Origin of the sequence: Amaricoccus sp. B4 (genome assembly GCF_043226085.1) — a bacterium.
Lineage (GTDB): Bacteria > Pseudomonadota > Alphaproteobacteria > Rhodobacterales > Rhodobacteraceae > Amaricoccus.
Map to the genome: position 1 here is coordinate 149,257 of NZ_CP171225.1, position 22,616 is coordinate 171,872.

Consider the following 22,616-nt stretch of genomic DNA (forward strand, 5'->3'; position numbering starts at 1 on the left):
CCGGTTAGCGTGAAGCAGCAAAAAGTCCGATTTTCTCGACGATCTTCTGGCCCTCGTCGGAAAAGTTGGAGCGCAGGAATTCGGCGACGGCGGGGTTGCCTTCGCCACTGTCGACGCGTTCGATCCTGATAGAAAGCGGGCAGGGCGGCGGATAGCCGGCGCGCGTCGAGAGCGACCTCGAGCCCGGTCTGAGAGCAACCCTTGTGGCCGTGAAGGCCGCGATATCGTTGGCAGTCATCGGGCGGCTTATCGGCGCCAGTTCCGCGCTCACTTAGGCGTGGGTGGGCGGCGCGGAAGATAAGCCCGCAAACGGGAACTCGAAGGCGAACTCCGGACGACGCGTGGCAAGCACCGCGCTCCGGGCTTCGAAAAGCTCGCACCTGGTTTCGGAGGCGGTGACGTGAAGCGAATGGGCCGGACCCGGCCGGTAGACTCACTGGGCTCAACGAATTTCGTCGTCGCGTTTAGAAAAGCCAAAAGCGGCAAAGCCAAAACGTGAAAAGAAAGCAGTGGGAGATGAGTCTCTCTCGGCTTGAACCGGCCGCATCCACCCCATGATGTATCGCAATTGGGTATCGGGAATGCGGAGTGTTGAGGACGGTGGAACTTTCGCTCGCCGGGCACGGGAAAAAACGCCGGAGGCTGAAAATGCGGGGTGAAATGCCCTCTCTTCAGCGAAAATACGCTTTAATCCGCAGGCGCTTCGCTTTATTCCAAGGTGGATGACGACACGACCCTCAGCCTTTGCCGTCCATCTTTTCACCGCTTCTGGTGCCGCACTTGCATTGATGGCTCTCGTGGCCGCAAGCCACGGCGCTTGGCGCGAAATGTTCCTTTGGCTGGGCATTGGTCTGGTCGTCGACGGGATCGATGGGCCGCTTGCGCGCAAGGTCGATGTGAAGCGCAATGCCGCGAACTGGGACGGGATCATTCTTGATCTTGTCATCGACTATCTCACCTACGTTTTCATCCCGGCCTTCGCCCTCATCCATACTGGACTTCTTCCTGCTCCCTGGGGGTTGCTGGCAGCACTTCTTATCACCTCGACTGGCGTGATATATTTTGCGGATACGAGGATGAAATCAAAGGATAATTCGTTTTCTGGATTCCCGGCTGTCTGGCACATGCCACTTCTGGTGCTTGTGGTCTTTGCGCCTCCCGCCTGGGCCACGGGCACGATTGTCGTGGCACTCGCGCTCGGACAGTTTACCTATTTGAAATTCATTCATCCTGTGCGGACCGCTCGCTGGCGCACCTTGAACCTGCCGGTGCAGCTCATCTGGTTCTTGCTTGCAGCCTGGTCCGTCTGGGAGAACCTGGATCCGCCCGAGATCGCGCGTGTGTTGCTGCTCTTGACCTCGCTTTGGCTGCTTTTCGTCGGCATAGTGATGCAGATCTTTCCCGGGCGTGGCTCTGCCGATGACGAAGTGGAGGTGTAGGCGGGCGTTCGAGCGGCTTTGCAGGCGGATTTTCCCGGCTTAGGCTTGCGGCAGATTGGGGGGGTGACTCGCCTCCGGACTGGCTGGAGTTCCACCCGAATGTGTGTCTTGAAATCGGTTGTTTTCGCTTTGGCGCTGCTGCTTGCTCCCGCGTCCGGGATCTTCGCCGTGTTCGCGCAGGAGTCTGCTGCTTCCGAGCTTTTTGATCAACGGAGCGATTTTACCGCACGTGTCGCTAACGGCTATTCAGCGCCGGACGGTACCACGGTGCAGGCGGGTGGGGTCGACTATATTGCGGCAAGCGGAAGCCGGACCATTGGCGATCTGCCTGGGTGGACGCCGTCATTTCCTGCGCATCCCGAGCATTTCGGTGCCGTGGGGGATGGCCGTGACGATACTGCGGCCCTCGTTGCGGCGCTGGCCACCGGGGCGGTGGAACTGACAGCCGGACGAACCTACGGCTTCATGCATCTTGACGTGCCGCCGGGGACCCGAGTTTCAGGCACCGGGGCTACGCTGCGATATATCGGGCCCGACAACAGGGAGACGGTCCTGACGCTCGGAGCCGGCGTGGCGTGGGACCGACTGATCTATACGGCCGGCACCGAGACTCTCGGAGGGACCACGCCTTCGATCCGGATCGAGAAGGACGTCCGGATTGGCTCGCTTGAGCTAGAGGCCGACCGACAGCTTGATGCTCTGGCTGTGCATGTTGCGGGCGATGGTGTGGATATCGGTCAGATGCGGTCCAAGCGCTTCGGCAGACCGCTCAAGGTCGAACCGGATGAGGGCGTAATCAACGGCTTCCGACTCGGCTGGTTTGATTTCGAGAGCATCGCGCGCGGGATCCGCATGTACAATGTCACCAATTTTGACGTTGGTGGTGGACGGCAGCGCGGGAGGTCGCCCAAGTCGGCGAACGAGCGGCCGGGCCGCAACAACCTTCTGCTTGGCGGCTTGACGAACGGACATTTCGGGCCGATGGATCTCGGCGACGCACCGGAACATGCGATCCGTTTTGCTGGGGGTGGCGTGGGGCATAACTACCTCTCCAACAACGTTCGCTTCGATCCGCTTACCATCCGGCGCCAGTCGGCCTCCGCGCTCAAGATCAATCCGGGATCGGGTGCGCGGGTGACCAACGTGACTTTTACGGAGGTCAATATCATCGATCCGTTCCGGCAGACGGGAAAAAATGCGAAGGCCTCTCACGCTATCCGCATCAGCCACGCCGATGGCATACGCATCGGCAAGGGAAGCGTGCGGAGCGAGATGCGCCAGGGCAAGGATGACGTGCGGGGACTGATCTTTGCGATCGGCGACAGTACGGATGTGGAGATCGGCCCATTTTCGGTGGAGTGCTGTGATCTTGAGCTGGTCGCTTTCATCGAGAATAACGACTGGGACGATGTCGCGCCTTATAAGGATATTCGCAACATAACCTTCCGGGGGCTCTCCACGACGCCACGGGGTGCGCCCGAGCGTGAGCCCTTCCGGTTCCGCTCCTGCAATATCACCACAGGAAACGTTCGCTTTATAGACCTCGATCTCAGAGGTGGCGTAGATGGGCCGCTCTTCAAGCTCGCGAACTGCAAGGCCAAGCTTGGCCCGATCGAGATCGACGGAAAGATCGACCGGCTTACACCCAACGCCTTCAAGGCATTGCCGAAGAATATTCCGCTTGAAATGAATGTCACGACACGAGACGGGCTTACGCTGGGTGGATCTCTGGGAGTGGTTCGCAAGGAGTTGCGCGCGGGTCAGTAAGCATATGGCGGCGCAAACATTGCAGCGCGCGCGCGGTCGTGCGAAAGGCTCGGTTCACGGATTGGTGTTTCGGGAGAATGTCTTGCGGGGCCATGCCCATTTTTCAGGCGAAGCTGACTGATGGCGCGGCGGCGAGGACCGCTCCGCGCATGGCAGCGGCGCTGGAAGGACAGCTGGCTAGCCGAGGGCACGCCAGATGCGCGGCGGCGGCGCAATGCCTGGATTGACACGATCATCTTCGATGACGGGTTTGCGCGGCTTGCGTGGCCGAACCTGCATGAGATCCGGCCAGGGATATGGCGCGGCGCGCAGCCCACGCCGGGGCGAATCCGACGGCTTGCCGAGCGGCACGGGCTTAAGACCATTCTTAATTTGCGCGGCGAGACCGAGCATGGCGCCTACCTGCTCGAACGCGCAGCCTGTGAAGACGCGGGTATCGCGCTCATTGACATGAAGCTCTCCTCACGCCGTCTGCCGACACTGGAGGAGATCAGGGCGCTCGACGAAATCCTTTGCCGTGCGGAGAAGCCGCTGCTCTTTCACTGCAAGTCGGGAGCGGACCGCTCTGGACTTGTTGCGGCGCTCTATCTGCTTCTGGAGGGCGGCGGAACGCCGGCGGAGGCGCGTGCCCAGCTGTCTCCTCGCTACCTGCATTTTCGCGGCTCAGCCGCCGGCGTGCTCGGCAATCTTTTCGCCGCCTACGAAGATGCGCATGCAGAGAGATCAATTGGTTTTCGTGACTGGCTGGAGACACGATACGATCGCGAGGCGCTGACGGCGGCGCATCGTGGTTCACGGCTGGGGCGCACAGTTGCTGACAGGATGCTTGGGCGCGAGTGAGCAGACTGGGCAGGGATTGGGACTTGACGTGAGCCCATCAGCGCAACATTTCGGGCACTGATGGTTCCGATTGCCTAGGGAGTGTTTGTTGCCGTGACCGATGCGATGGATTTTCTGCTCACCCGCCGGTCTCGCCCGGCCAAGCTCCTGACGGGGCCCGGACCCGACCGGGCGACACTCGAACGCATTCTTCAGGCAGGCGGCAGGGTGCCTGACCACGGCAAGCTTGAGCCCTGGCGCTTCATCGTTCTCGAAGGCGCAGCTCTTGCCCGGGTTGCGGCGATGATCCGGGCGCGTGGTGCTGAGACCGGCGAGGATGGCGACAAGGCCGCGAGCGCCTTCGAGGGTGCGCCGGTGGCGATCGTGGTGGTCGGAGTGCCGAAGACGAGCGACAAGATCCCCGCAATCGAGCAGACCCTCTCTGCGGGCTGCGCGGCATACAATGTGCTCAGCGCGGCTCTTGCGAGTGGTTGGGGGGCGAACTGGCTGACCGGCTGGATCTCGCGCGACCGCGTGCTGCTCGAAGGCACGTTCGGGCTCACACCCGGAGAATGGATCGCTGCATTCGTTCATGTGGGATCATGTGGGACTTCGGTGCCGGAGCGGCCGCGGCCGGACATGGCCAAGATTACCACATGGGTCGAGGAATGAGCTTTGTTGAGGATCTTGCCCGGGCCGTCGCCCAGATCGGGGACCGGCGCTTCCTGGGGGTTTTTGCCTGGTCACTGGGAATTACCGTCGCCGTGCTCGCTGCCCTCTTCTGGGCGGTGATTTTGCTACTCGGCTGGGTGATGCCCGACACGGTGGTCTTGCCGTGGGTCGGAGACGTGACCTTCATCGAAACCTTTGCGTCATGGGCGGCTATTGGTCTGATGTTGCTCCTTTCTGTGGTCCTGATGGTGCCGGTCGCTGCGGTGGTTGTCGGGTTCTTCCTGGACGGCATCGTCGCGGCTGTGGAGGTCCGGCATTATCCGCATCTGCCGGCGGTGAGTGCCCTTGGGATCGGTGAGCAGCTTTGGGACGCCATCGTGTTCTTTGGGGTGGTGATCCTTGCGAACCTATTCGCGTTGTTGATCTATTTCCTCGTGCCGCCCTTCGCGCCATTTATTTTCTGGGTAGTGAACGGATTTCTGCTCGGGCGTGAGTATTTTACGCTGGTGGCGATGCGGCGGCTCGGTCCCAAGGGCGCGAAAGAGTTGCGCCGCCGGCATGGCGCGAGGATCTGGCTTTCCGGCATCGCGATGGCTGTGCCGCTCAGCATTCCGATCCTCAACCTTGTGGTTCCGGTGATCGGCGTGGCGTTCTTTACGCATCAGTATCACCGGCTTATGGGCGATCGTCCCTCGACCTGAATTTGCCCACTGGCACTTTTCCGTTGGCGCAGGTCTGCTATCAGGCAATGGCATGAAGAACGGAGGAACCGGCATGGTGCTGGCCGTGTGGCGGTGTGCGCTGCTGTTTGTATTTTTTCCGGTGGTTTCAGCCTCCGCTCAGGACGTGCGCCTCGTGCAGGTCGAGCTTGCGGCTGGCGCGAACGGCATTTCGGACAGTATTCGCGGGCGGGATACGGTTTCCTACCAGATTGGTGCAGAGGCGGGGCAGAGGCTTGCCGTGACGCTGGCACCCTCGAATCTTGCCACCTATTTCAATGTCTATGCCCCCGGGAAAGGCCCAGGGGACGAGGCCATCGCGAATTCCGGCCTGACAGGATTGATGGTGCCGGAGCTCAACCGGTTCGAAGCACGGCTGCCGGTGTCCGGATTCTATACAGTTTCCGTTTATCTGCTGCGGGCGGCGGCGCGGCGGGACGAGGTTTCGGACTACAGCCTGCAGATTGCGCTGACGGGCGAGCCGGGGCAGGTCGTCGAGGGCGACTTTGCCGACGGGCTTGTGGGCGGGCCGGATTTTTGGGCCGTTCGTACGGCCCATGACGAGAGCAGCCTGCGCCTGCGTGCGGCAGCTTCGACGGACGCCGAGGTGCTGGCGGGGCTGGCAAACGGGCAGATCCTTCGCAATCTCGGCTGCCGGATGGCCGAGGGCATGCGGTGGTGTCGTGTGGCCGTACTGGATGAAGGCCGCGAGGGATGGGTTGCTGGTGCCTATCTCGTCGAGGGCTCGGACCCGGCGCTGGATAAAGACCGTGCTCGAAAAGATACAACATCGGTTGTTCTCGCAACTGGCGGGTCTGCCACGGGCTTCAAGGGCAATCTCGGACCGGGTCAGGCAATGAACTACGTCCTTGAAGGCCGCTCCGAACAATCTTTGTCCGTAGCCTTGGCGACAGAGTCGCATGGTGCGCATTTCAATATCTTTGCACCGGATGGATCGTCTCTTTACGAATCCGTTGCTGCGGGTGGTGGTTATCGTGGCACGATGCGGCAGGATGGCGAGCATACGGTGACTGTCTACAACAGCGGCGACGATGCGGCTGCCTACGAAATCACCTTCGGCATCGAGGAGGCGGAGCAGGATTCGCTTCCCTGACTTCATCGAGAGGCTTCATTATGACGCTTTCATGGATTGCGAAGGTCACTGCACTCTGTCTTGTCGCCATAGCGCCCGCCTGGGCACAGAGCCGCTCCGAGGTTCACTTCAATCGAGGAAGTAGCCGGGCGGTGGTGAACGGCTCGGTCACTGGCCATGAATATGCCGACCATGTCCTCGGCGCGTCGGCAGGGCAGACCATGAGGGCCACGCTCAACGTCGTGGGAGGGAACGGCGACGGGACGGCTTATTTCAACATTTTGCCACCCGGCAGCGATGATGTTGCGATTTTCAACGGCTCGATGAGCTACGGTCCAACCGGCGAAGTCACCCTCACAGACAGCGGGAATTACACGATCCGGGTCTATCTCATGGGAAATGACGAGGATACGGGCAAGACGGTCGAATACACGCTCGAGGTCTCGATCTACTGACAAAGGTGCAGCGGCCGACTGGCCGCTGCGAAAGTCACGAGCTTGTGCCTCCGGGCGGCGGCGGGATCTGAGCTTCCTCGTGGGAGCTGTGATCCGGGCAGGCCGACGCGAGGGCCGTCATGCCCAGCAAGGGAAGCACCGCGAGTAACAAGGGTGTCAGTCGTTTCATTGCCCCATCCTTGGCCAGTTCAGCGAGGTGAGAGCATAACACGGGCCGCGCGGCATGCCCCTCGCTTTTCCGTGAGCCGTTACATCCGGTGCCAGATGTCTATGTCGCGCACGGTGACGCCGCCCCAGACGATGAAGGAGACGAGTGCTGCCCAAAGTATGCTCGCTACGATCGTGACCCAGAACATCTTGCGCCCGATCATCGGATCGGTCGGAGCGGAGGCCGGAGTGCCGGGCACGATCTCACCGTCCTCACCTTGTGTCCTGACGCGGATCGGCAGGGCCACGAGAAGCGTGAGAAACCACAGCACCGCATAAAGGACGATGGCGGCGGTAATTGTCATACCTGTTCGAGTTCCACCAGAGTGCCGGTGAAGTCCTTCGGATGCAGGAAGATCACCGGTTTGCCATGGGCGCCGATCTTGGGCTCGCCGGATCCGAGCACGCGGGCGCCCTGATTGCGGAGCTGCTCGGCCGCAGCCTTGATGTCCTCAACCTCATAACAGATGTGATGGATGCCGCCCGAAGGGTTCTTTTCGAGAAAGCTCTTGATCGGAGAGTTCTCGCCGAGGGGATAGAGGAGCTCGATCTTGGTGTTGGGCAGCTCGATGAAGACGACGGTTACACCGTGATCCGGTTCGTCCTGTGGCGCGCCCACATTTGCGCCAAGTGTATCGCGATACTGGGCGGACGCGGCTTCAAGGTCCGGTACGGCAATTGCGACGTGGTTAAGGCGACCGATCATGTCTGGCGTATCCCTTCTCCTGATGCTGGGTTCGGTATATTGCGCTTGATCCGGTGCGGCAATGGAATGCGCAGGCATGCCGCGCGCTCGTTCCGCTGGTGGGCCTTGTCCATTGGTCGAGCTGTCCAGGGCACTGTCGCTCTGATAGCATCGGAACTGGGGTAGCGAGCGCCTGTCTGCGGAGAGAGAAGGATATTTCAGGCATGACCGAGACGACAAGCAGCAGCACGGGGCCGGCCGGTGGTGTAGTTACGCAGGTTCCCCTGGCACTTGTAGTGGATGACCACCCGCTGTTCTGCGAGGCGCTCTCGATGACGCTCAAATCCGCCCTCGGCGTGAACGAGGTGGTTACGGCGCCGAGTCTTGCTAAAGGGATCGAAAGGCTGGGGCAGAAGCCGGCACCTGATGTCGTCCTGCTGGACCTAAAGCTTCCGGATGTCGATGGGCTCGACGGGGTGATCCGCCTGAAGAAGGCGGCTCAGGGGATCCCGGTTATCGTGGTTTCTTCGCTTGCGGAAAACCGGGTAATTGCCTCGGTGCTGGAGGCCGGCGCGTCGGGCTTCATTCCGAAGCACAGCCAGCGCGATGTCTTCGTCACGGCGTTCGATCGTATCTGGGCTGGTGACGTCTTCACGCCCGAGGGCTATGTGCCGCCGAACCCGGAGGAGGCTGGCGTAATCGACGAGCGTGGCGCGATCGAGCGGCTCTCGACACTGACCGAGCAGCAGGCGCGCATCCTTGGACTCGTGTGCGAAGGGAAGCTGAACAAGCAGATTGCTTACGATCTCGATATTGCCGAAACGACGGTAAAGGCACATCTCACCGCAATCTTGCGAAAGCTCAATGTCCACAGTCGCACACAGGCTGTCCTGATCGCCCAGAACGCACGGTTCGCGTCCATCTTGCACGATACCTCCGAAATCTAGTATTTTCCCCGAAAATATTCGGGGAGGAATGGAGCTGTTTGGGGATGAAGGCCTTTTGCCGGACCGCCTGACGCGGTCGGGCGTGGAGGGTCGTAGTGCCGTTTGTTCGGCCTGCGCACCGGCCGATCAGCCCGAGCGGGCATTTGCTGAAGTGAAGGCACAGCTCGGCGAGACAGGCTGCGGCCTGCTCGCAGTTTTTACCTCGCCGCAGGGAAATCTCGAGCGCATTGCGGCGATCGCAGCGGAGGTCTTTCCGGCGACCGAGACGATCGGTTGCACGACAGCCGGGGAGATTTGCCGCGAGGGCTACACGGACGGCTCGGTTGTGGTCGTTGCCTTGCGGGCAAGTCATATCATCGCCCGCACAGTGCCGATCCTTGGTCTTACCAAGCCAGACGTCGCTCGCGCTGCGCAGAGCGCGGTGCGAGCACGTGCGGAGCTTGCCGCGGTGCAGCCGGAGTGGCCTTGGGAGTTCAGCTTCCTGCTAATCGACGGAATGTCGCTACGCGAGGATCAGGTCGTTTCGATGTTGCGTCTCGGAGTGGGCGGCATGCCATTCTTCGGAGGTTCCGCCGGGGATGGAATGGAGTTCGGCCATACCTATGTGCTAGTCGATGGCGTTTTTCGCGAGGATGCCGCCGTGCTCGCTGTCTGCCGCTCGCGCTGCCCGGTGCAGGTGGTGAAGTTCGATAACTTCACGCCAACGAATGTCAAGATGGTGGTCACCGGGGCAATTCCCGAGCGCCGAATCGTGCGGGAGATAAATGCCGAGCCCGCGGCGCGGGAGTATGCTCGGCTTGTCGGGCTCGACCCTAATGATCTCTCACCCTTCATCTTCTCTGCCTATCCTGTGGTGGTGAATGTCGGCGGACAGCACCATGTGCGCGCGATCCAGAAGGTCGAGGAGAATGGCGATCTCGTCTTCTTTTCAGCAATCGACGAGGGACTGGTGCTCACGCTCGCGGAATCGACGGATATCGCGCAGCATATGACGTCAGCGCTCGCGAGCATCTCGCGCGGTGGGCCGCCCGATGCAATCATTGGCTGTGAGTGTCTCTTTCGCAGGATCGTTGTCGAGCAGACGCAGCAGACCCGTGTCATATCGCAGCTCCTTGCCGATAACCGCGTGGTGGGTTTCAATACCTACGGTGAGCAATCAGGCGCGGTGCATGTGAACCAGACCTTCACGGGGATGGCGATCTACCCGCCGGAACGGAGCTTCGGCGCTTGAACCTTTCCATCGTCAACCCGCGGGATTCTCTCGAGCGGCAGAACGAGAAGCTATTGAAGATTGCCTCGGCTTTGATGCGCCGGGTCGAACAGGCCTCAGCAGATTCGGGCGAGGCCTTCGCGAATTTCGAGCGTGCGCTCATGCTCGAGGCGGAGGTGCGCGCTCGGACCCGGGATCTCGAGCAGACACTCCAGCTTCTGAATGAGTCTAACGCCCGGCTTGCGCAGGCGATGTCGGATGCGGAGCGGGCTCGATCGGATCTTTATGATGCGATCGAGGCGGTGAAGGAAGGTTTCGCGCTGTTCGATAGCGACGATGTGCTGGTAATGCACAATAGTCGTTTTGCCCAGACTCTTCCCGATGTGGCCGACAAACTGGGGCCAGGCCTCAATTTCGTCGATTACGTACGGTTCTGCTCGCACAGCCGGTTCATCATCTTTCCCGAGGACATGAGCCGCCAGGATTGGGTTACGCAGCGTCTGGCCACTCATCGGCGGCAGTCGGTCAACTTCAATGTGAGGCTGAGCGGTGATCGCTGGTTGCAGGTGAGCGAGCAGCGCACACCCGGTCAGGGCACGGCAATGCTCCAGACCGAAATTACCGAACTCATCAAGATGGAGCGGCAGGAGCGTGACAAGCTCCTCGACGAACAGGCGCGCCTCATCCGCGCGACGCTTGATCATATCGATCAGGGCATCTGCATCTTCGACAGGGATCAGCGTCTGGTGGGCTGGAACGCGCGGCTCCGCGATCTGCTGTCTCCGCCGATCCAAATTCTACGGGTCGGGACACCTTTCGCGGTATTTTCTGAGCATTTCGGCCGGTCGCGTCTTTTCGACGAGACCGAGGGTCCGCGGCGGCTCGGGCAGTGGGTGGATTGCCCGGAAGCCCGCATGCCGTTGACGATGGAGCTTCACACCCGGGACAACGTCTATCTCGACGTTTTCGGCCAAGAGATGCCGGATCGGGGGTTTGTGATCTCGTTCACCGATGTGACCGCCGAGCGGGAAGCGCAGATCGCCATGAACGCGGCAAATGCAGGCCTCGAGCGGCGGGTGCAGGAACGCACCATCGCGCTTCAGGAGGCGCTGGCCGAAGCTGAACTCGCGAATGCCTCGAAGTCTCGATTTGTTGCTGCGGCAAGCCATGATCTCCTCCAGCCGCTTTCGGCTGCGAAGCTCTTTCTTGCCTCGCTTGAGCGTTCGAGCGCTGGAGAGGATGTTCTCGACACGGTCCGTAGAGTTCAGAGCGCTTTCGAAAGTGTCGAGGGCATTCTCGGGGCGCTTCTAGATATCTCGCGGCTGGATAGTGGCAATGCGGCTCTCTCCATTACCAACGTCCCGCTCGGGCAGGTGCTAGCGCAGCTTGGCAGCGAATTCCGCGAGATTGCCCGCCAGAAACGGCTCGACTTGCGAGTGGTGCCGACCCGGCTCGTTGTGAGAAGCGATGCGTCCTATCTTCGCCGGATCGTGCAGAATCTCCTTGCCAATGCGGTACGCTATACCCGGACGGGCAAGGTGTTGCTTGGGGTGAGGCGGCGTGGTGGGCGAGCGCGGATCGAGGTGTGGGACACTGGACCAGGTATTCCCGAGGCCGAGCGCGCGGCGATCTTTCGCGAATTCCAGCGGCTCGGCACCTCGGTAGGTGCCGAGGAGGGCATGGGGCTCGGCCTGGCGATTGTCGAGCGCGCCTGCGCGCTGCTTGGGCACGATCTCGATCTCGTTTCGGAAGTCGGGCGTGGCACCGGGTTTCGTGTCAGCGTGGCGCTGGCTGATGGCGAGGAGATAGCGGCATCGGAGCTTCTGGGCAGACCGTCCTCAGAGGAGGTGCATCCCGCCGATCTGATCGTGCTCGTGATCGAGAATGACAAGGTGGTCCGCATGGCGCTAACGGCCCTGCTGGAAAGCTGGGGAGTCAGCACGCTTGAGGCAAGCGGCCTTGCCGATGCAGATGCACTGCTCCAAGAACTGGGCATTGCACCGGACATCATGCTCGCCGACTATCACCTCGATGATGGAAAAAACGGCCTCGATGCGATCACCGCGATCCGTGCTACGCAGGGGATCATTCCCGCGGCGCTGGTAACTGCCGACCGGACCGACGAGGTGGCCGAGCGGTGCCGGCAGCTCGGGGTTGTGCTTCTGAACAAACCCGTAGCGCCGGCGCGCCTGAGAGCGTTGCTGGCGAGTGTCGTGCCTGCCACCAGTCGCCTGATGGGATGAGATATGCAGATGGGTAAGGTAGTGATCCTCGGGGTATTTGTTGCGGACGCGGCGTATCGGGCCTCCCGGCTGCCAAGGCTGGGCGAGACACTGCTCGGATCTGGTTTTGCGCTCGGACCCGGTGGCAAGGGGTCGAACCAAGCAGTGGCGGCGGCACGCATGGGCGCCGAGACGGTTTTCGTCACCCGGCTTGGAGCGGATGCCTTTGCCGAGATGGCAACACAGACATGGGCGGACGCAGGGGTAACGCCGGTGGTCCGCTCCTGCCCAGAGAGCCATACCGGTTCGGCCTTTATCTTTCTCGATGAAGCAACCGGCGAGAATGCGATCATCATTGCGCCAGGGGCGGCGGGGACAATTGCCGCGGAAGACCTTGACGCCGAGGCCGCGCGGATTTCCGGAGCCTCGATCTTCATGACACAGCTTGAGCAGCCTTTGGCGGCCGCTGTCCGCGGGCTTGAGATTGCACGTGCGGCAGGGGTCGCCACACTCCTCAATCCGGCGCCTGCCCAGCCCCTCCCGGCGGAGGTGATTAGTTTGTGCGACTATCTGACGCCGAATGAAACCGAGGCGGCTGTGCTCACCGGGCTTTCAGTCGAGGGGCTGCAGGGCGCGCGCGCGGCAGCCAATGCCTTGCGAGAGAAGGGCGCCGGGACGGTGATCCTTACGCTGGGTGAGCGGGGGGCACTCTTTCACGGAGAAGGGATCTCGCAGATTGTTCCGGCGGTTTCGGCAGGGCCGGTCGTCGACACGACAGGGGCGGGAGATGCATTCAATGGGGGTTTCGCCGCGGCTCTTGCGGAAGGGCGTCCTCCACTGGAAGCGGTCCGCTTCGGTTGTGCGGTCGCGGGACTTTCTGTGACGCGGCCGGGGGCTGCAGCTTCCATGCCTTCGCGTGCAGAAGTTGACGCACTGCTTCGCGGCTGATCTGGCAGTCGCAGAATGCTGTTAGCGTGGCGACGCATTCCGCACTCCCGGAAATTAAGGAATTCGTTGCACAGTATTTGTGCATCATTATCGATATATGTAATAGTGCGTAAGCCGGGTCAGACTGCCCCTTAGGGGGCCGGATCAGGTAGCGCCCGCCCCCCCATGGCGGGCGCTTTCATTTCGCGCTCCGGCTACTGCGATGGTGAGCCTGACATCCAAGGCAGGTTGCATTCAGAGCGCGTCGGCAATCCGGTCCGGTGTCTCGCCATCCTCCAGAAAGCGCAGGCGAAGATAGACCTTGGCGCCGAAGATGCCGATGATTGCGTAGCTGAAGCCTGACAGTGCGGCACTCAGAAGAGCGGCCAATATGCCGTGCAGCCCTGTTGTCAGCGCTGTCCAGACAGGGCCGAGGAATACCATCAGACCGAAAAAGACGAGCGCAAGGATCAGAAGGATGCCAACGAGCGGCCAGCGATGGCCTCTCGTGAGACTTTGAGCGCGGCTGAGGCAGCCGAAGCCTGCACGCTCGAAGAGCAGACATGGCAGCCAGACGAAGAACTGGGCATAGACATACAGGCCAGGAATGACGAAGAAGATCGCAGCAAGCCCGGCCACGACCGAGACAAGTGTGCCAATCACCAGGATCGGTAGCACTTGCGAGAATGTGATGCGCAAGTAGGTGTCGAGGCTGCGGTTACGCTGCGCGATGAAATCGATGCTCGCAAGGGTGACCAGTGCGATGACGATGTGACTCGCAAGACTGCTGGCGAACGCCGCTATCGCGAGGCCCGGGGTAAAGGTGTCCGGGGCCTGAGCATCGCCTCCGGGCAGAAGCGCAATAAGTGCTGCCTCCTCAAGAAGCGCAGGGGCAAGTGCCAGAGGAAGAAAAATACCAAAATGCTGGCTCAGGAGCCGAAAGCTCTCCGCCAGAAGTCGTCGGGCCTCCAGGGACCGAAGCGGGCCTCCACTCGAGATGCTCACGAGGCGAACGCGCTCGGTCTCGCCTCGCGTGCCATGTGATCGAGAACCGCGTTTACGAACTTGGTTTCCTTGCCGTCCGGAAAGAAGGCCTTTGCCACATCGACAAACTCGGTGATCGTCACCTTGGGCGGAGTGTCGCAGGCCACGAGTTCGGCGCCCGCCGCGCGGAAGACGGCGCGCACCGTCGGGTCAATCCGCTCGATCGGCCAACGCGCGACAAGCGCCCGGTTCGTCATCTGGTCAATGCGCGCCTGGTGCTTCACACTCGCGCGCAGAAGATTGCGGAAATGCTCGAGGTCGGCGGGCTGATAGGGCACGCCATCGATTTCGGTGCCGATGCGGTGAACCTCGAACTCGGCCTCGATGTCGTCGAGAGCGGCGCCGGCTGCTTCCATCTGGAAGAGGGCCTGCACGGCATAGAACCGCGCGGCCGAGCGTCGGCGCCGGGCCTCCGCAGCCGAGATGCGGACGGTTTCGCTCATCTCAGGCAAATTCTCCATCTACCTCACCCGCAAGGCGGAAGCTTCCCTCGGGGAGCGGGGTTGTGCTGGGCGCAAAACGGCGGGCAAGCGTGATGAGATGAAGACAGGCCTCCGCTGCACCGCCGCCCTTGTTCATTTCCGAAGGCCGCGCACGGGCCATCGCCTGCGCGGTGTTTTCGACGGTAAGAATTCCGTTGCCGATGCAAACCCCCTTGAGCCCGAGCAGCGTGAGGCCACGAGAGCTGTCGTTGCAGACGGTATCGTAGTGGGTCGTCTCGCCGCGGATAACACAGCCGAGTGCTACGAACCCGTCGAATTCACCGCTGCGGGCAGCAAGCGCCACGGTGGTCGGGATCTCGAGCGCGCCGGGTACCTCGATGGTCTCGTGCGCGACATTTGCCGTGTCGAGTACCTTGCACGCACCGGCGATCAGATTGTCGGCGATATCTCGGTAAAACGGCGCGACGATCAGCGCGACCCGCGTCGGACGCTCAAAGGTTGGAAGCGGCAGGGCATCTTTTTGCTCATGGCTGGCCATTTCAGGTCTCCGTCGTCGGAATCGGCCGGGTGCCGATGATCTTGAGGCCATAGCCGTCAAGACCGACGACCTTGGGGCTGGGGGAATTGCTGAGCAGCACAATTTCGGTAAGGCCCAGCGAGCTCAGGATCTGAGCGCCGAGACCGTACTGGCGAAGCTTGTGCGGGCTGACGTGATCGCCGATCTCGAGCTTCGTCGACATGTCGCGCAGCAGGACGACGACACCGCGTCCTTCCTCTGCGATGGTGCGCATTGCATCGCGGAGCTGGTGCGAGCGGCCAGGATGAAGGGCGAGCAGGTCTTCCATAGGATTGATGGCGTGCATGCGACAGAGGACAGGCTCTGACGTGGTGAGATCGCCCTTGGTGAGGACGATATGCTCGGCGCCGCCGGTGACGTCGGAAAACACATGCAAATGCCACTGACCGCCGAACTCGGAGGTCACAGTTTCGCTTCGCGTGCGGCGCACGAGATTGTCGTGTCGGCGCCGGTAGGCAATGAGATCGGAAATCGTGCCGATCTTTAGACCATGGCGCTGTGCGAAGGCCACGAGATCGGGCAGTCGCGCCATTGTGCCGTCCTCGTTCATGATCTCGCAGATCACACCCGAGGGATTCAGTCCGGCGAGCCGGGAGATATCGACCGCAGCTTCCGTATGACCGGCGCGTACCAGAACGCCGCCCTCGCGGGCGCGGAGCGGGAAGACATGCCCCGGGGTTGCAATGTCCTGCGGTCCCGAGCGGGGATCGATCGCCACTGCGACAGTGCGGGCGCGGTCGTGCGCCGAGATGCCTGTCGTTACGCCTTCGCGGGCTTCGATGGAGACCGTGAAGGCCGTTTCATGCCGGGAGGAGTTGGCCTGAGCCATCATGGGCAGGCCGAGGGAGTCGAGCCGCTCGCCCTGAAGCGTGAGGCAGATGAGGCCGCGGCCGTGGGTCGCCATGAAGTTGACGGCGTCGGGCGTGCACATCTGGGCGGGAATCACCAGATCGCCTTCGTTCTCGCGGTCCTCATGGTCGACGAGGATGAACATCCGACCGTTGCGGGCGTCGTCGATGATCTCCTCGATGGAGGAAATCGCGTCGGTAAAGCTGTCGTCGCTCTGCGACTTGAGACCATCTTCCATCCCTGTCGCTCCTCCCTCAGGCCGCGTTGTATTCTGCAAGCCGCGCGACATAGCGGGCCAGCGTGTCGATCTCGAGATTGACAAGATCGCCTGGGGCTATGTCGCCCCAAGTCGTCTCTGTCTTGGTGTGGGGGATGAAGTTCACCCCGAATTCGGCGCCATCAACCTCGTTCACCGTGAGCGATGTTCCGTTGAGTGCAACGGAGCCCTTCGGCGCAATAAAGCGAGCCAGTTCATCGGGGGCGCGGAAGGTCACGCGTGTGCTGTCACCCTCCGGCTTGACCGAGACGATCTCTGCCACCCCATCGACATGCCCCGATACCACGTGTCCGCCGAGCTCGTCGCCAAGCCGGAGCGCGCGCTCGAGGTTGATGCCGATGCCCGGTGCCCAAGCCGTGCGGCCATGGCGCACGTTTGTCTTCGACAGGGTCTCCGCGGAGATATCGACGTCGAACCATGCGCCGTCGCCATAGGGGCCCAGATCAACCACGGTGAGGCAAATGCCATCGCAGGCGATTGAAGCGCCGAGCGCGATCGACTCGGGCTGATAATGGCAAACGATGCGCGCGCGCAGATCGCCCCGATCTTCGAGGCTCTCGATCCGGCCGATGTCGGTAATGATCCCGGTGAACATGATGATGCGATCCAGACCCCTTACGGTCCGCGTCCTATCCCGCGTTCGGCGTCTGGGCAAGACTTGATCTGGCTGCGGATCACGCAGCAATGGCCGCAGGCATGGGGCCTGCTGCCAGCCCTAGCGGGGATCAGGCCGGGTTTGCCGCTTCCTGGGTCAGATGGTCTCCAAGTCGGAGCGCGAGCTGGCAGATCGTATAGGTCGGCGTTGCATGCCCGGCCGTGGCAAAGACACTTGATCCTCCGACGTAGAGATTGGTCATGCCGTGAATGCGACAGTCCGCATCGACGACACCTTCGCGCGCGTTGTCCGACATGCGGGTCGTGCACATGTGATGCATGCTTCCCCGGATGGAGCCGGAGCTGACCATAGCGTCCCAGTCATCGTCAAGCAGCCAGTCGGGCACCTTGACCCGGCCTATGCCGTGGGCGGCAAGGTGGGTGCCGATGCCCATCACAGCGGCCCGTATCGTGCGGTGATCAAGCGCCCCGAGATTCCAGTCCATAGCGATCTTGTTGAGGCCGAAACGATCGGTATCCTCGATCAGCATGATGCGGTTGCCTGGCAGGAGGCTCTGTTCCATCTGGAGGTCAAGGCGGCCGTGAAACGCTTCCTCGCGCTTAGCCCGGTAGCCGGTTATGCCGTAAGCATCATTGTCGCATTTGAGCGACTTTCCGAGCACTTCCGTCACGAGGCGGTCGAGAAACGGGGTGGCGCAGGCTGCCGATCGCGCGACTTCCTTGGGCAGGGATAGGGGGCTGCCGTAGCTCCAGGGTGCCACATGCATGTTGTAGTTGAGGATCCGGGTCTCGCCGATCACCGCGGGAGTCGGGGCGAACTCCTCACGCACGTAAAATGGCTCCTCGAAGAGGATCTCCCCTGCAGTGATGAATGGGTGCTCGCAGAAGTAGCGCCCGACAAGATCGTAGTTGTTGCCGATGCCTTTCAGGGCCTGACTCCGGGCATTTAGGAGAATGCGTGGATTCTCCATGCCTCCACAGCAGAGGCAGTAGATGCGTGCCTGAACCGTAAAGCCTGGATCGTCAGTACCATAACCGCGAAAGACAGCCTCGGTTACGGTCTGGAGTTCAGAATCGAGCCGGAGATCGACGAGATTGGCATTGAGCACGAGCTGGATCTTGTCCGACGCCACAAGCTCGTCCTTGTATTTCGGACCAAAGCGGGTCGGGCCGGATTGCCGGTAGTCGATCTTGCGGAAGAGGTGCTCGTCATGATCGATTGGATGATCGGGGAAGCCGGCCGGCGGCTTGAGGTCGAGGATGTCGTTGACCTCTGGCTGGTAAGGATCGAGATCACTTTTGGAGATCGGCCAGCCACTCAATGCGATATGGGGCCAGGGCGTGAAATCGTAGGCGTCGAGCTCCCTGCAGGCCCCGCCCCAATGGTTGGAGGTGCCGCCGAGATAGCGCAGGCGCGCCGCATCCAAATCGGTGTAGGGTATGCCGGTGATTTCTCCGATGTAGAGATCCTGACTTTCATCGGTGAAATCGACGTCGCCGCCTTCCATGAGGGCAACGTTCCATCCGCTCCTGGCGAGGCGGCGGGCGAGGGTGATGCCGGCCGGTCCCGCGCCGATGATGCAAATGTCGAAGGTCTGCGAAAACAGGCTCCGGTCGGCACTACGCGTGTCACTAAGCATGTCTCTTCAACACCTCGAGATCGTGGTCGGTGACGATCCAGCCGTTGACGACATGAAATTCCTGTGTTGCAGCGTGCGCTGGCATGATGCGGCCAAGCGCAAGTGTTGCAGGCGTTGCGACAAGTGTCAGAAATGCTTTGAGAAAGCTCCTGCGGCTCTTCATTGATCGTACCTTTCCAGGCCTTCGAACCAATAAATTCACGACCAGCGCAAGTTACCTAACCCGGTATGTGCCTCGGTCGCCCCTCCGGCCGATGCACTTGCTGGCAGTCGGAAGGTAGTCCGGACCGACTCAAATATGAAATCAAGAATAATCTGTTTATAGCGTCATGAACTGACGAAATTTTTCGGATATTTTCAGAATGAGAAGATGTAAATCAACTTTAAATAAAATTCAGATGTACCAAGGCCCGTCATGCGATCAGACTGGGACTTGGTCTTTCATGCTTGAAGCCTTCGGCTGCGGGCGCACCCGAAGGCAAAGCTTCGGGCACGCTAGGTGATGAGGAAGTCAGCCTTCGTGAGGTTGTGAACGTCGTTCAATGTTGCCATGAGCACGGCCTCAGAATCACCGCCCGAGCCATCCGCGTCATACCACAGGCGGCTCGAATCTGTTTCGAATAGGAACTGAGGCAAGCCACCGGTCACGCTGGGCGACGTGCCGGTCACCAGATTGAAATCGGCGCGACTGTCAAAGCCGAAGTCGGCTCCTTCAAGCACCAGTTTGTCTGTCCCGCGGGTGAAATCGGTAATGTCATCGCCAGAGCCGATCGCATCATAACCGAATACGAAATGATCCGCGCCAGAACCCCCGGTGAGCAAATCTGCACCTGCTCCTCCTTCTAGTGTGTCATTGCCGCCCCGCCCATTCAGAAGGTCGCCCGCGCCGCCCCCGGCAAGACTCTCGGCACGTCCGCTGCCACGGATATCATCGTCCTGCGAGCTGCCGTGCACAGCTTCAATCGACCTCAGGGTCAAGCCTCGAGCGATACCATCGTTTCTGTTGCCGTTGGCCAGATCGACGACAGCAGAGAGTGACGAATAGAAATCGAAGCTCAGGCTATCGAAACCATCACCGCCGTCCATGAGGTCGGTGCCGTCGCCGTCGGAACGTACGAAGTTGTCGTTGCCGCCGCCGCCAAGAAGCCGGTCGTTGCCTTCGCCGTCATTGAACTGGTCATCGCCCCGACCGCCCACCAGCGTGTCGTTGCCCTCATTGCCGAGCAGGATATCGCCGCGCGCACTGCCAGTGACCTTGTCTCCGCGTGTGCTTCCGTTGAAGCCGAGCCCTTCCATCTGAGCGAAGGATGTGCTGGCATTTACCGCGACATTTCCGTTCGAGAAGACGAAGTTCGCCGCATTGGCCGTATCTGAAAGATCAACATAGATGTAATCGATACCGGCACCGCCCACGGCGCGATCCAGGTGATTGATGTAGAGCGCGTCGTTTCCTGCGCCTGCCGTGAGCACGTCGCGTGAGCCATCATCGGCGCTGAAGCCGTAGGATCCGTAGGAGAAGCCGTAATAGTTGTTTCCGGCAAGGGTGTCGTTGCCGTCGCCTCCGTCGATATTGTCCAGACCTTCGCCGCCTTGGAGTTCGTCGCTGCCGGCGCCTGCCGTAAGGGTATCGTTGCCGCTGTCGCCGTATATCCTGTCATCGCCGCTGCCGGCGATTAGCTTGTCGCTGCCGTCTCCGCCTGAAATCCAGTCATCGCCACCTAGCCCCGTCAGGGTATCGGCTCCGCTGCCTCCGCTCAGGCTGTCGGCGAGCGCTCCACCCGTCAGCCGGTCGCGGCCGCTGCCCGTCGTGATGGAGACTCGCTCGATGCTTTCGAGCGTGACACCGCCATTGACGAGCGTTGCGCTGGCAGCAAGCTTGAAGGTGAGGTTTGCAGTTGCACCCTCACGATTGATTGTTGCGACGTCAGTCCCAGCTCCACCATCCAGGGTAAAGCGGCCCTTGATGGAGTCGCTGGCATTCGTCAGCGTATTGATGCGGATGTTGTCGTTGCCGGACCCGGCGCTGATGCGGTTGTTGCCGAACTCTGCGTAGATCGTATCATCACCATTTCCGCCGTTGACGACATTGTTGCCGCTGCCGGCGTTGAGATAGTCGGTGCCCGATGTGCCAGTCAGACGGTCGTTCCCGGCCCCACTGTCGAAGTAGACGTAGAGCGCCCCGTTGCCGTTGAGGGTATCGTCTCCGCCTGCGGTTGAGACCGAAAACTGCTCGCCATCCAGCACGACCGTTCCGTCATTCAGTGTCGCCCGGCGGCCGGATATGTCGAATACGAAATCGTTGCGATTCTGGCTTGAGCGATCGATTTCGATAAAGTCGATCCCACTACCGGCCTCGACGCGATCAGGTCCGCCTGCGCCTACATCAATCCTGTCGGCACCGCTTCCGCCCAAGACGGTGTCGCGCCCAGTACCTGCATCGATGTAGTCACTGCCTCCGCCACCGATCAGGGAATCGTTGCCCGCTCCGCCGGCAACGAAGTCATTGCCCTGACCTGACGAGAGTGTGTCTTTGCCACCGCCGCCAGAGAGCGTGTCATTGCCTCCGAGCGTCACGATGCGATCGGCGCTGTTCAAACCGTTGATCGAATAGGTCTCCATGTTCACGATCTTGGCGCCGTCGGAGAGCGTATTCTGCGTGCCGGAAGCTGTCGCACGAAAGGTTCCGGAGAGACCGGTGAGCACGAAGGTGTCGTTGCCGCGACCCCCATCCATCACGTCAGCGCCTTCTCCAACGGCGTGTGCGATCCGGTCGTTGCCAGCTCCTGCGATCAGGCGGTCGCGCCCGGTGCCACCATCCAGAGTATCGTCGCCATTCCCGCCGGAGAGTGTGTCGAGGCCATTGCCGCCAGAGAGATTGTCGTCGCCATCGTCGCCGGAGAGGGAGTCGTTTCCGGTGTTGCCGAAGATGTAGTCGTTCCCGTCCCCGCCGCTGATACGATCATTTCCCGTGGCATCGCCGTAATAGAGATCCCCTAAGAGATAGTCGTTGCCCCGGCCGCCCGAGATGACGTCATTGCCATCGCCGCCGTACGCGTAGTCGGCGCCATTTCCGCCGTCGAGCGTATCTGCGCCTTCCCCGCCTTCCATTTGGTCGGCGCCATCCTGGCCGATAATGTTGTCACGGCCGTCACCGCCGTTGAGCCAGTCGTTGCCGCCGCCGCCGCGCAGTGTGTCGTTCCCGTCACCGCCGTTGAGGGTATCGGAGAAAAGGCTTCCGGTAAGTCTGTCGTCGTCCGTAGTCCCCGTGATGTCGAAACGCTCGACACTGAGGAGACGCAAGCCACCGAGAATCGTAGTGGTTGCTATGCTGTCGGGTGTAGCGAATGTGACCGCGCCAGAACGTCCGGAGAAATCCAGGCCAACGATATCGAAGCCGGTTTCGCCGAAGAGCCGGTCACCGCCTGCACGGACATCAGCGGGCGTGTAGGTTCCGAACCGGTCGTCTCCAAGTCCGCCATAGGCTGTGTCAGTGCCTGCGTCAGTCTCAAAACTGTAGAGCGCGTTGCCGTAGAGAGTGTCGTCGCCGGACCCGCCTCTCAGAAGGTCATTTCCCACGCCACCTGATACCATGTCGTTCTGGAAGCCGCCATCGACGGTATCAGCGCCATCTTCCCCATAGAGATAGTCACCGTTGAAGCCGCCCAGAATGCTGTCGGCACCACCGCGGCCATAGATATAGTCGAATTCGTCACCGCCTCTGAGGGTTTCGGCGGAGTCGTCGCCTGTCAAGAAAGCCATTTCAGAGAATCTCCATCGGGCACTATTCGGGTTGGTTACGGCCATTCTCTAGTGGCTGGGGGACGGAAAAGAAGTGCGCCTTCCATATGCCACTCGGGCTGATCTTGCAGCTCAGGTGACGTCGTTCGGCGCATCGTTCTCGCTCCCTGCCACATCCAGACAGTCGTTGTCTGAGAGCCATGGGGTAACTAATATCCGGGCGCTGAAATCCCGCAACTGATCTTTCATTGCGAGGCGGAGTCCGGCCGCG

At 61.1% G+C, this 22,616-nt stretch carries 21 protein-coding genes; 11 read left to right on the forward strand and 10 right to left on the reverse strand.

Features of this window, described 5'->3' with window-relative positions:
* Positions 1 to 4: 4 nt before the first annotated feature.
* Entirely contained in the window at positions 5 to 238 is a 234-nt protein-coding gene (locus ACF66B_RS00735) for a hypothetical protein (protein WP_111428715.1), read from the reverse strand.
* Positions 239 to 722: 484 nt separating this feature from the next.
* Between ACF66B_RS00735 and ACF66B_RS00740 the strand changes: the two genes are divergently transcribed.
* The 7 genes from ACF66B_RS00740 (at position 723) to ACF66B_RS00770 (ending at position 6,964) form a co-directional block, all read left to right on the forward strand.
* A complete protein-coding gene (locus ACF66B_RS00740; protein WP_111428714.1) occupies positions 723 to 1,439 on the forward strand; it encodes a phosphatidylcholine synthase in 717 nt (238 codons plus the stop codon).
* Between the two features lie 108 nt (positions 1,440 to 1,547).
* Positions 1,548 to 3,206, forward strand: a complete 1,659-nt coding sequence (locus ACF66B_RS00745) for a hypothetical protein (RefSeq protein WP_162683169.1) — start codon at positions 1,548 to 1,550, stop codon at positions 3,204 to 3,206.
* 120 nt (positions 3,207 to 3,326) lie between these two features.
* Positions 3,327 to 4,046 carry a tyrosine-protein phosphatase gene (locus ACF66B_RS00750; RefSeq protein ID WP_111428712.1) on the forward strand — a complete coding sequence of 240 codons (720 nt, stop codon included), beginning with the start codon at positions 3,327 to 3,329 and terminating at the stop codon, positions 4,044 to 4,046.
* A 93-nt stretch (positions 4,047 to 4,139) separates the two neighbouring features.
* Positions 4,140 to 4,697, forward strand: coding sequence for a nitroreductase (locus ACF66B_RS00755; protein WP_392663682.1), 558 nt, complete (start codon positions 4,140 to 4,142; stop codon positions 4,695 to 4,697).
* Positions 4,694 to 5,398 (forward strand): EI24 domain-containing protein, encoded by a 705-nt coding sequence (locus ACF66B_RS00760; protein ID WP_111428711.1) that lies wholly within the window; start codon positions 4,694 to 4,696, stop codon positions 5,396 to 5,398. The genes ACF66B_RS00755 and ACF66B_RS00760 overlap by 4 nt, the downstream gene beginning before the upstream one ends.
* Positions 5,399 to 5,471: 73 nt before the next feature.
* A complete protein-coding gene (locus ACF66B_RS00765) occupies positions 5,472 to 6,530 on the forward strand; it encodes an SH3 domain-containing protein (RefSeq protein ID WP_162683168.1) in 1,059 nt (352 codons plus the stop codon).
* 20 nt (positions 6,531 to 6,550) lie between these two features.
* Positions 6,551 to 6,964: a hypothetical protein gene (locus tag ACF66B_RS00770; protein ID WP_111428709.1), complete on the forward strand. Its 414-nt coding sequence runs from the start codon at positions 6,551 to 6,553 to the stop codon at positions 6,962 to 6,964.
* A gap of 248 nt (positions 6,965 to 7,212) precedes the next feature.
* Here the strand turns inward: ACF66B_RS00770 and ACF66B_RS00775 are convergent, their stop codons facing one another.
* Both ACF66B_RS00775 and mce read right to left on the reverse strand, forming a co-directional pair.
* Positions 7,213 to 7,476, reverse strand: a complete 264-nt coding sequence (locus tag ACF66B_RS00775) for a DUF1467 family protein (RefSeq protein WP_111428708.1) — start codon at positions 7,474 to 7,476, stop codon at positions 7,213 to 7,215.
* On the reverse strand, positions 7,473 to 7,877 hold the full coding sequence (gene mce / locus ACF66B_RS00780) for a methylmalonyl-CoA epimerase (RefSeq protein ID WP_111428707.1): 405 nt from the start codon (positions 7,875 to 7,877) through the stop codon (positions 7,473 to 7,475). Before mce ends, ACF66B_RS00775 begins: the two co-directional genes overlap by 4 nt.
* Positions 7,878 to 8,080: 203 nt before the next feature.
* On the opposite strand from mce, the gene ACF66B_RS00785 reads away from it, so the two are divergent.
* The 4 genes from ACF66B_RS00785 to rbsK are packed head-to-tail and all read left to right on the forward strand — an operon-like array spanning position 8,081 to position 13,183.
* Complete coding sequence (locus ACF66B_RS00785; RefSeq protein ID WP_111428706.1) at positions 8,081 to 8,803, forward strand: response regulator transcription factor; 723 nt, start codon at positions 8,081 to 8,083, stop codon at positions 8,801 to 8,803.
* Between the two features lie 55 nt (positions 8,804 to 8,858).
* Complete coding sequence (locus ACF66B_RS00790) at positions 8,859 to 10,034, forward strand: FIST N-terminal domain-containing protein (RefSeq protein ID WP_162683167.1); 1,176 nt, start codon at positions 8,859 to 8,861, stop codon at positions 10,032 to 10,034.
* Positions 10,031 to 12,256, forward strand: coding sequence for a PAS-domain containing protein (locus ACF66B_RS00795; RefSeq protein ID WP_111428704.1), 2,226 nt, complete (start codon positions 10,031 to 10,033; stop codon positions 12,254 to 12,256). The genes ACF66B_RS00790 and ACF66B_RS00795 overlap by 4 nt, the downstream gene beginning before the upstream one ends.
* A 9-nt stretch (positions 12,257 to 12,265) precedes the next feature.
* Positions 12,266 to 13,183 (forward strand): ribokinase, encoded by a 918-nt coding sequence (gene rbsK, locus ACF66B_RS00800; protein ID WP_392663690.1) that lies wholly within the window; start codon positions 12,266 to 12,268, stop codon positions 13,181 to 13,183.
* 234 nt (positions 13,184 to 13,417) lie between these two features.
* Here rbsK and ACF66B_RS00805 read toward each other — a convergent pair whose 3' ends face one another.
* The 7 genes from ACF66B_RS00805 to ACF66B_RS00835 all read right to left on the reverse strand — a co-directional run bounded on the left by ACF66B_RS00805 (position 13,418) and on the right by ACF66B_RS00835 (position 22,366).
* The gene (locus tag ACF66B_RS00805; RefSeq protein ID WP_111428702.1) at positions 13,418 to 14,167 is read right to left on the reverse strand and encodes a hypothetical protein; all 750 of its coding nucleotides are present in this window, start codon (positions 14,165 to 14,167) and stop codon (positions 13,418 to 13,420) included.
* Entirely contained in the window at positions 14,164 to 14,649 is a 486-nt protein-coding gene (gene nusB, locus ACF66B_RS00810; RefSeq protein WP_111428701.1) for a transcription antitermination factor NusB, read from the reverse strand. Before nusB ends, ACF66B_RS00805 begins: the two co-directional genes overlap by 4 nt.
* Position 14,650: 1 nt before the next feature.
* Positions 14,651 to 15,187, reverse strand: a complete 537-nt coding sequence (locus ACF66B_RS00815; protein ID WP_111428700.1) for a 6,7-dimethyl-8-ribityllumazine synthase — start codon at positions 15,185 to 15,187, stop codon at positions 14,651 to 14,653.
* Position 15,188: 1 nt separating this feature from the next.
* Positions 15,189 to 16,313 (reverse strand): 3,4-dihydroxy-2-butanone-4-phosphate synthase, encoded by a 1,125-nt coding sequence (ribB, locus tag ACF66B_RS00820; RefSeq protein WP_111428699.1) that lies wholly within the window; start codon positions 16,311 to 16,313, stop codon positions 15,189 to 15,191.
* 16 nt (positions 16,314 to 16,329) lie between these two features.
* Entirely contained in the window at positions 16,330 to 16,947 is a 618-nt protein-coding gene (locus ACF66B_RS00825; protein ID WP_111428698.1) for a riboflavin synthase, read from the reverse strand.
* Positions 16,948 to 17,077: 130 nt separating this feature from the next.
* A complete protein-coding gene (locus tag ACF66B_RS00830) occupies positions 17,078 to 18,607 on the reverse strand; it encodes a GMC family oxidoreductase (RefSeq protein ID WP_111428697.1) in 1,530 nt (509 codons plus the stop codon).
* A 495-nt stretch (positions 18,608 to 19,102) separates the two neighbouring features.
* Positions 19,103 to 22,366, reverse strand: a complete 3,264-nt coding sequence (locus ACF66B_RS00835; RefSeq protein WP_111428696.1) for a calcium-binding protein — start codon at positions 22,364 to 22,366, stop codon at positions 19,103 to 19,105.
* Between the last annotated feature and the right edge of the window lie 250 nt (positions 22,367 to 22,616).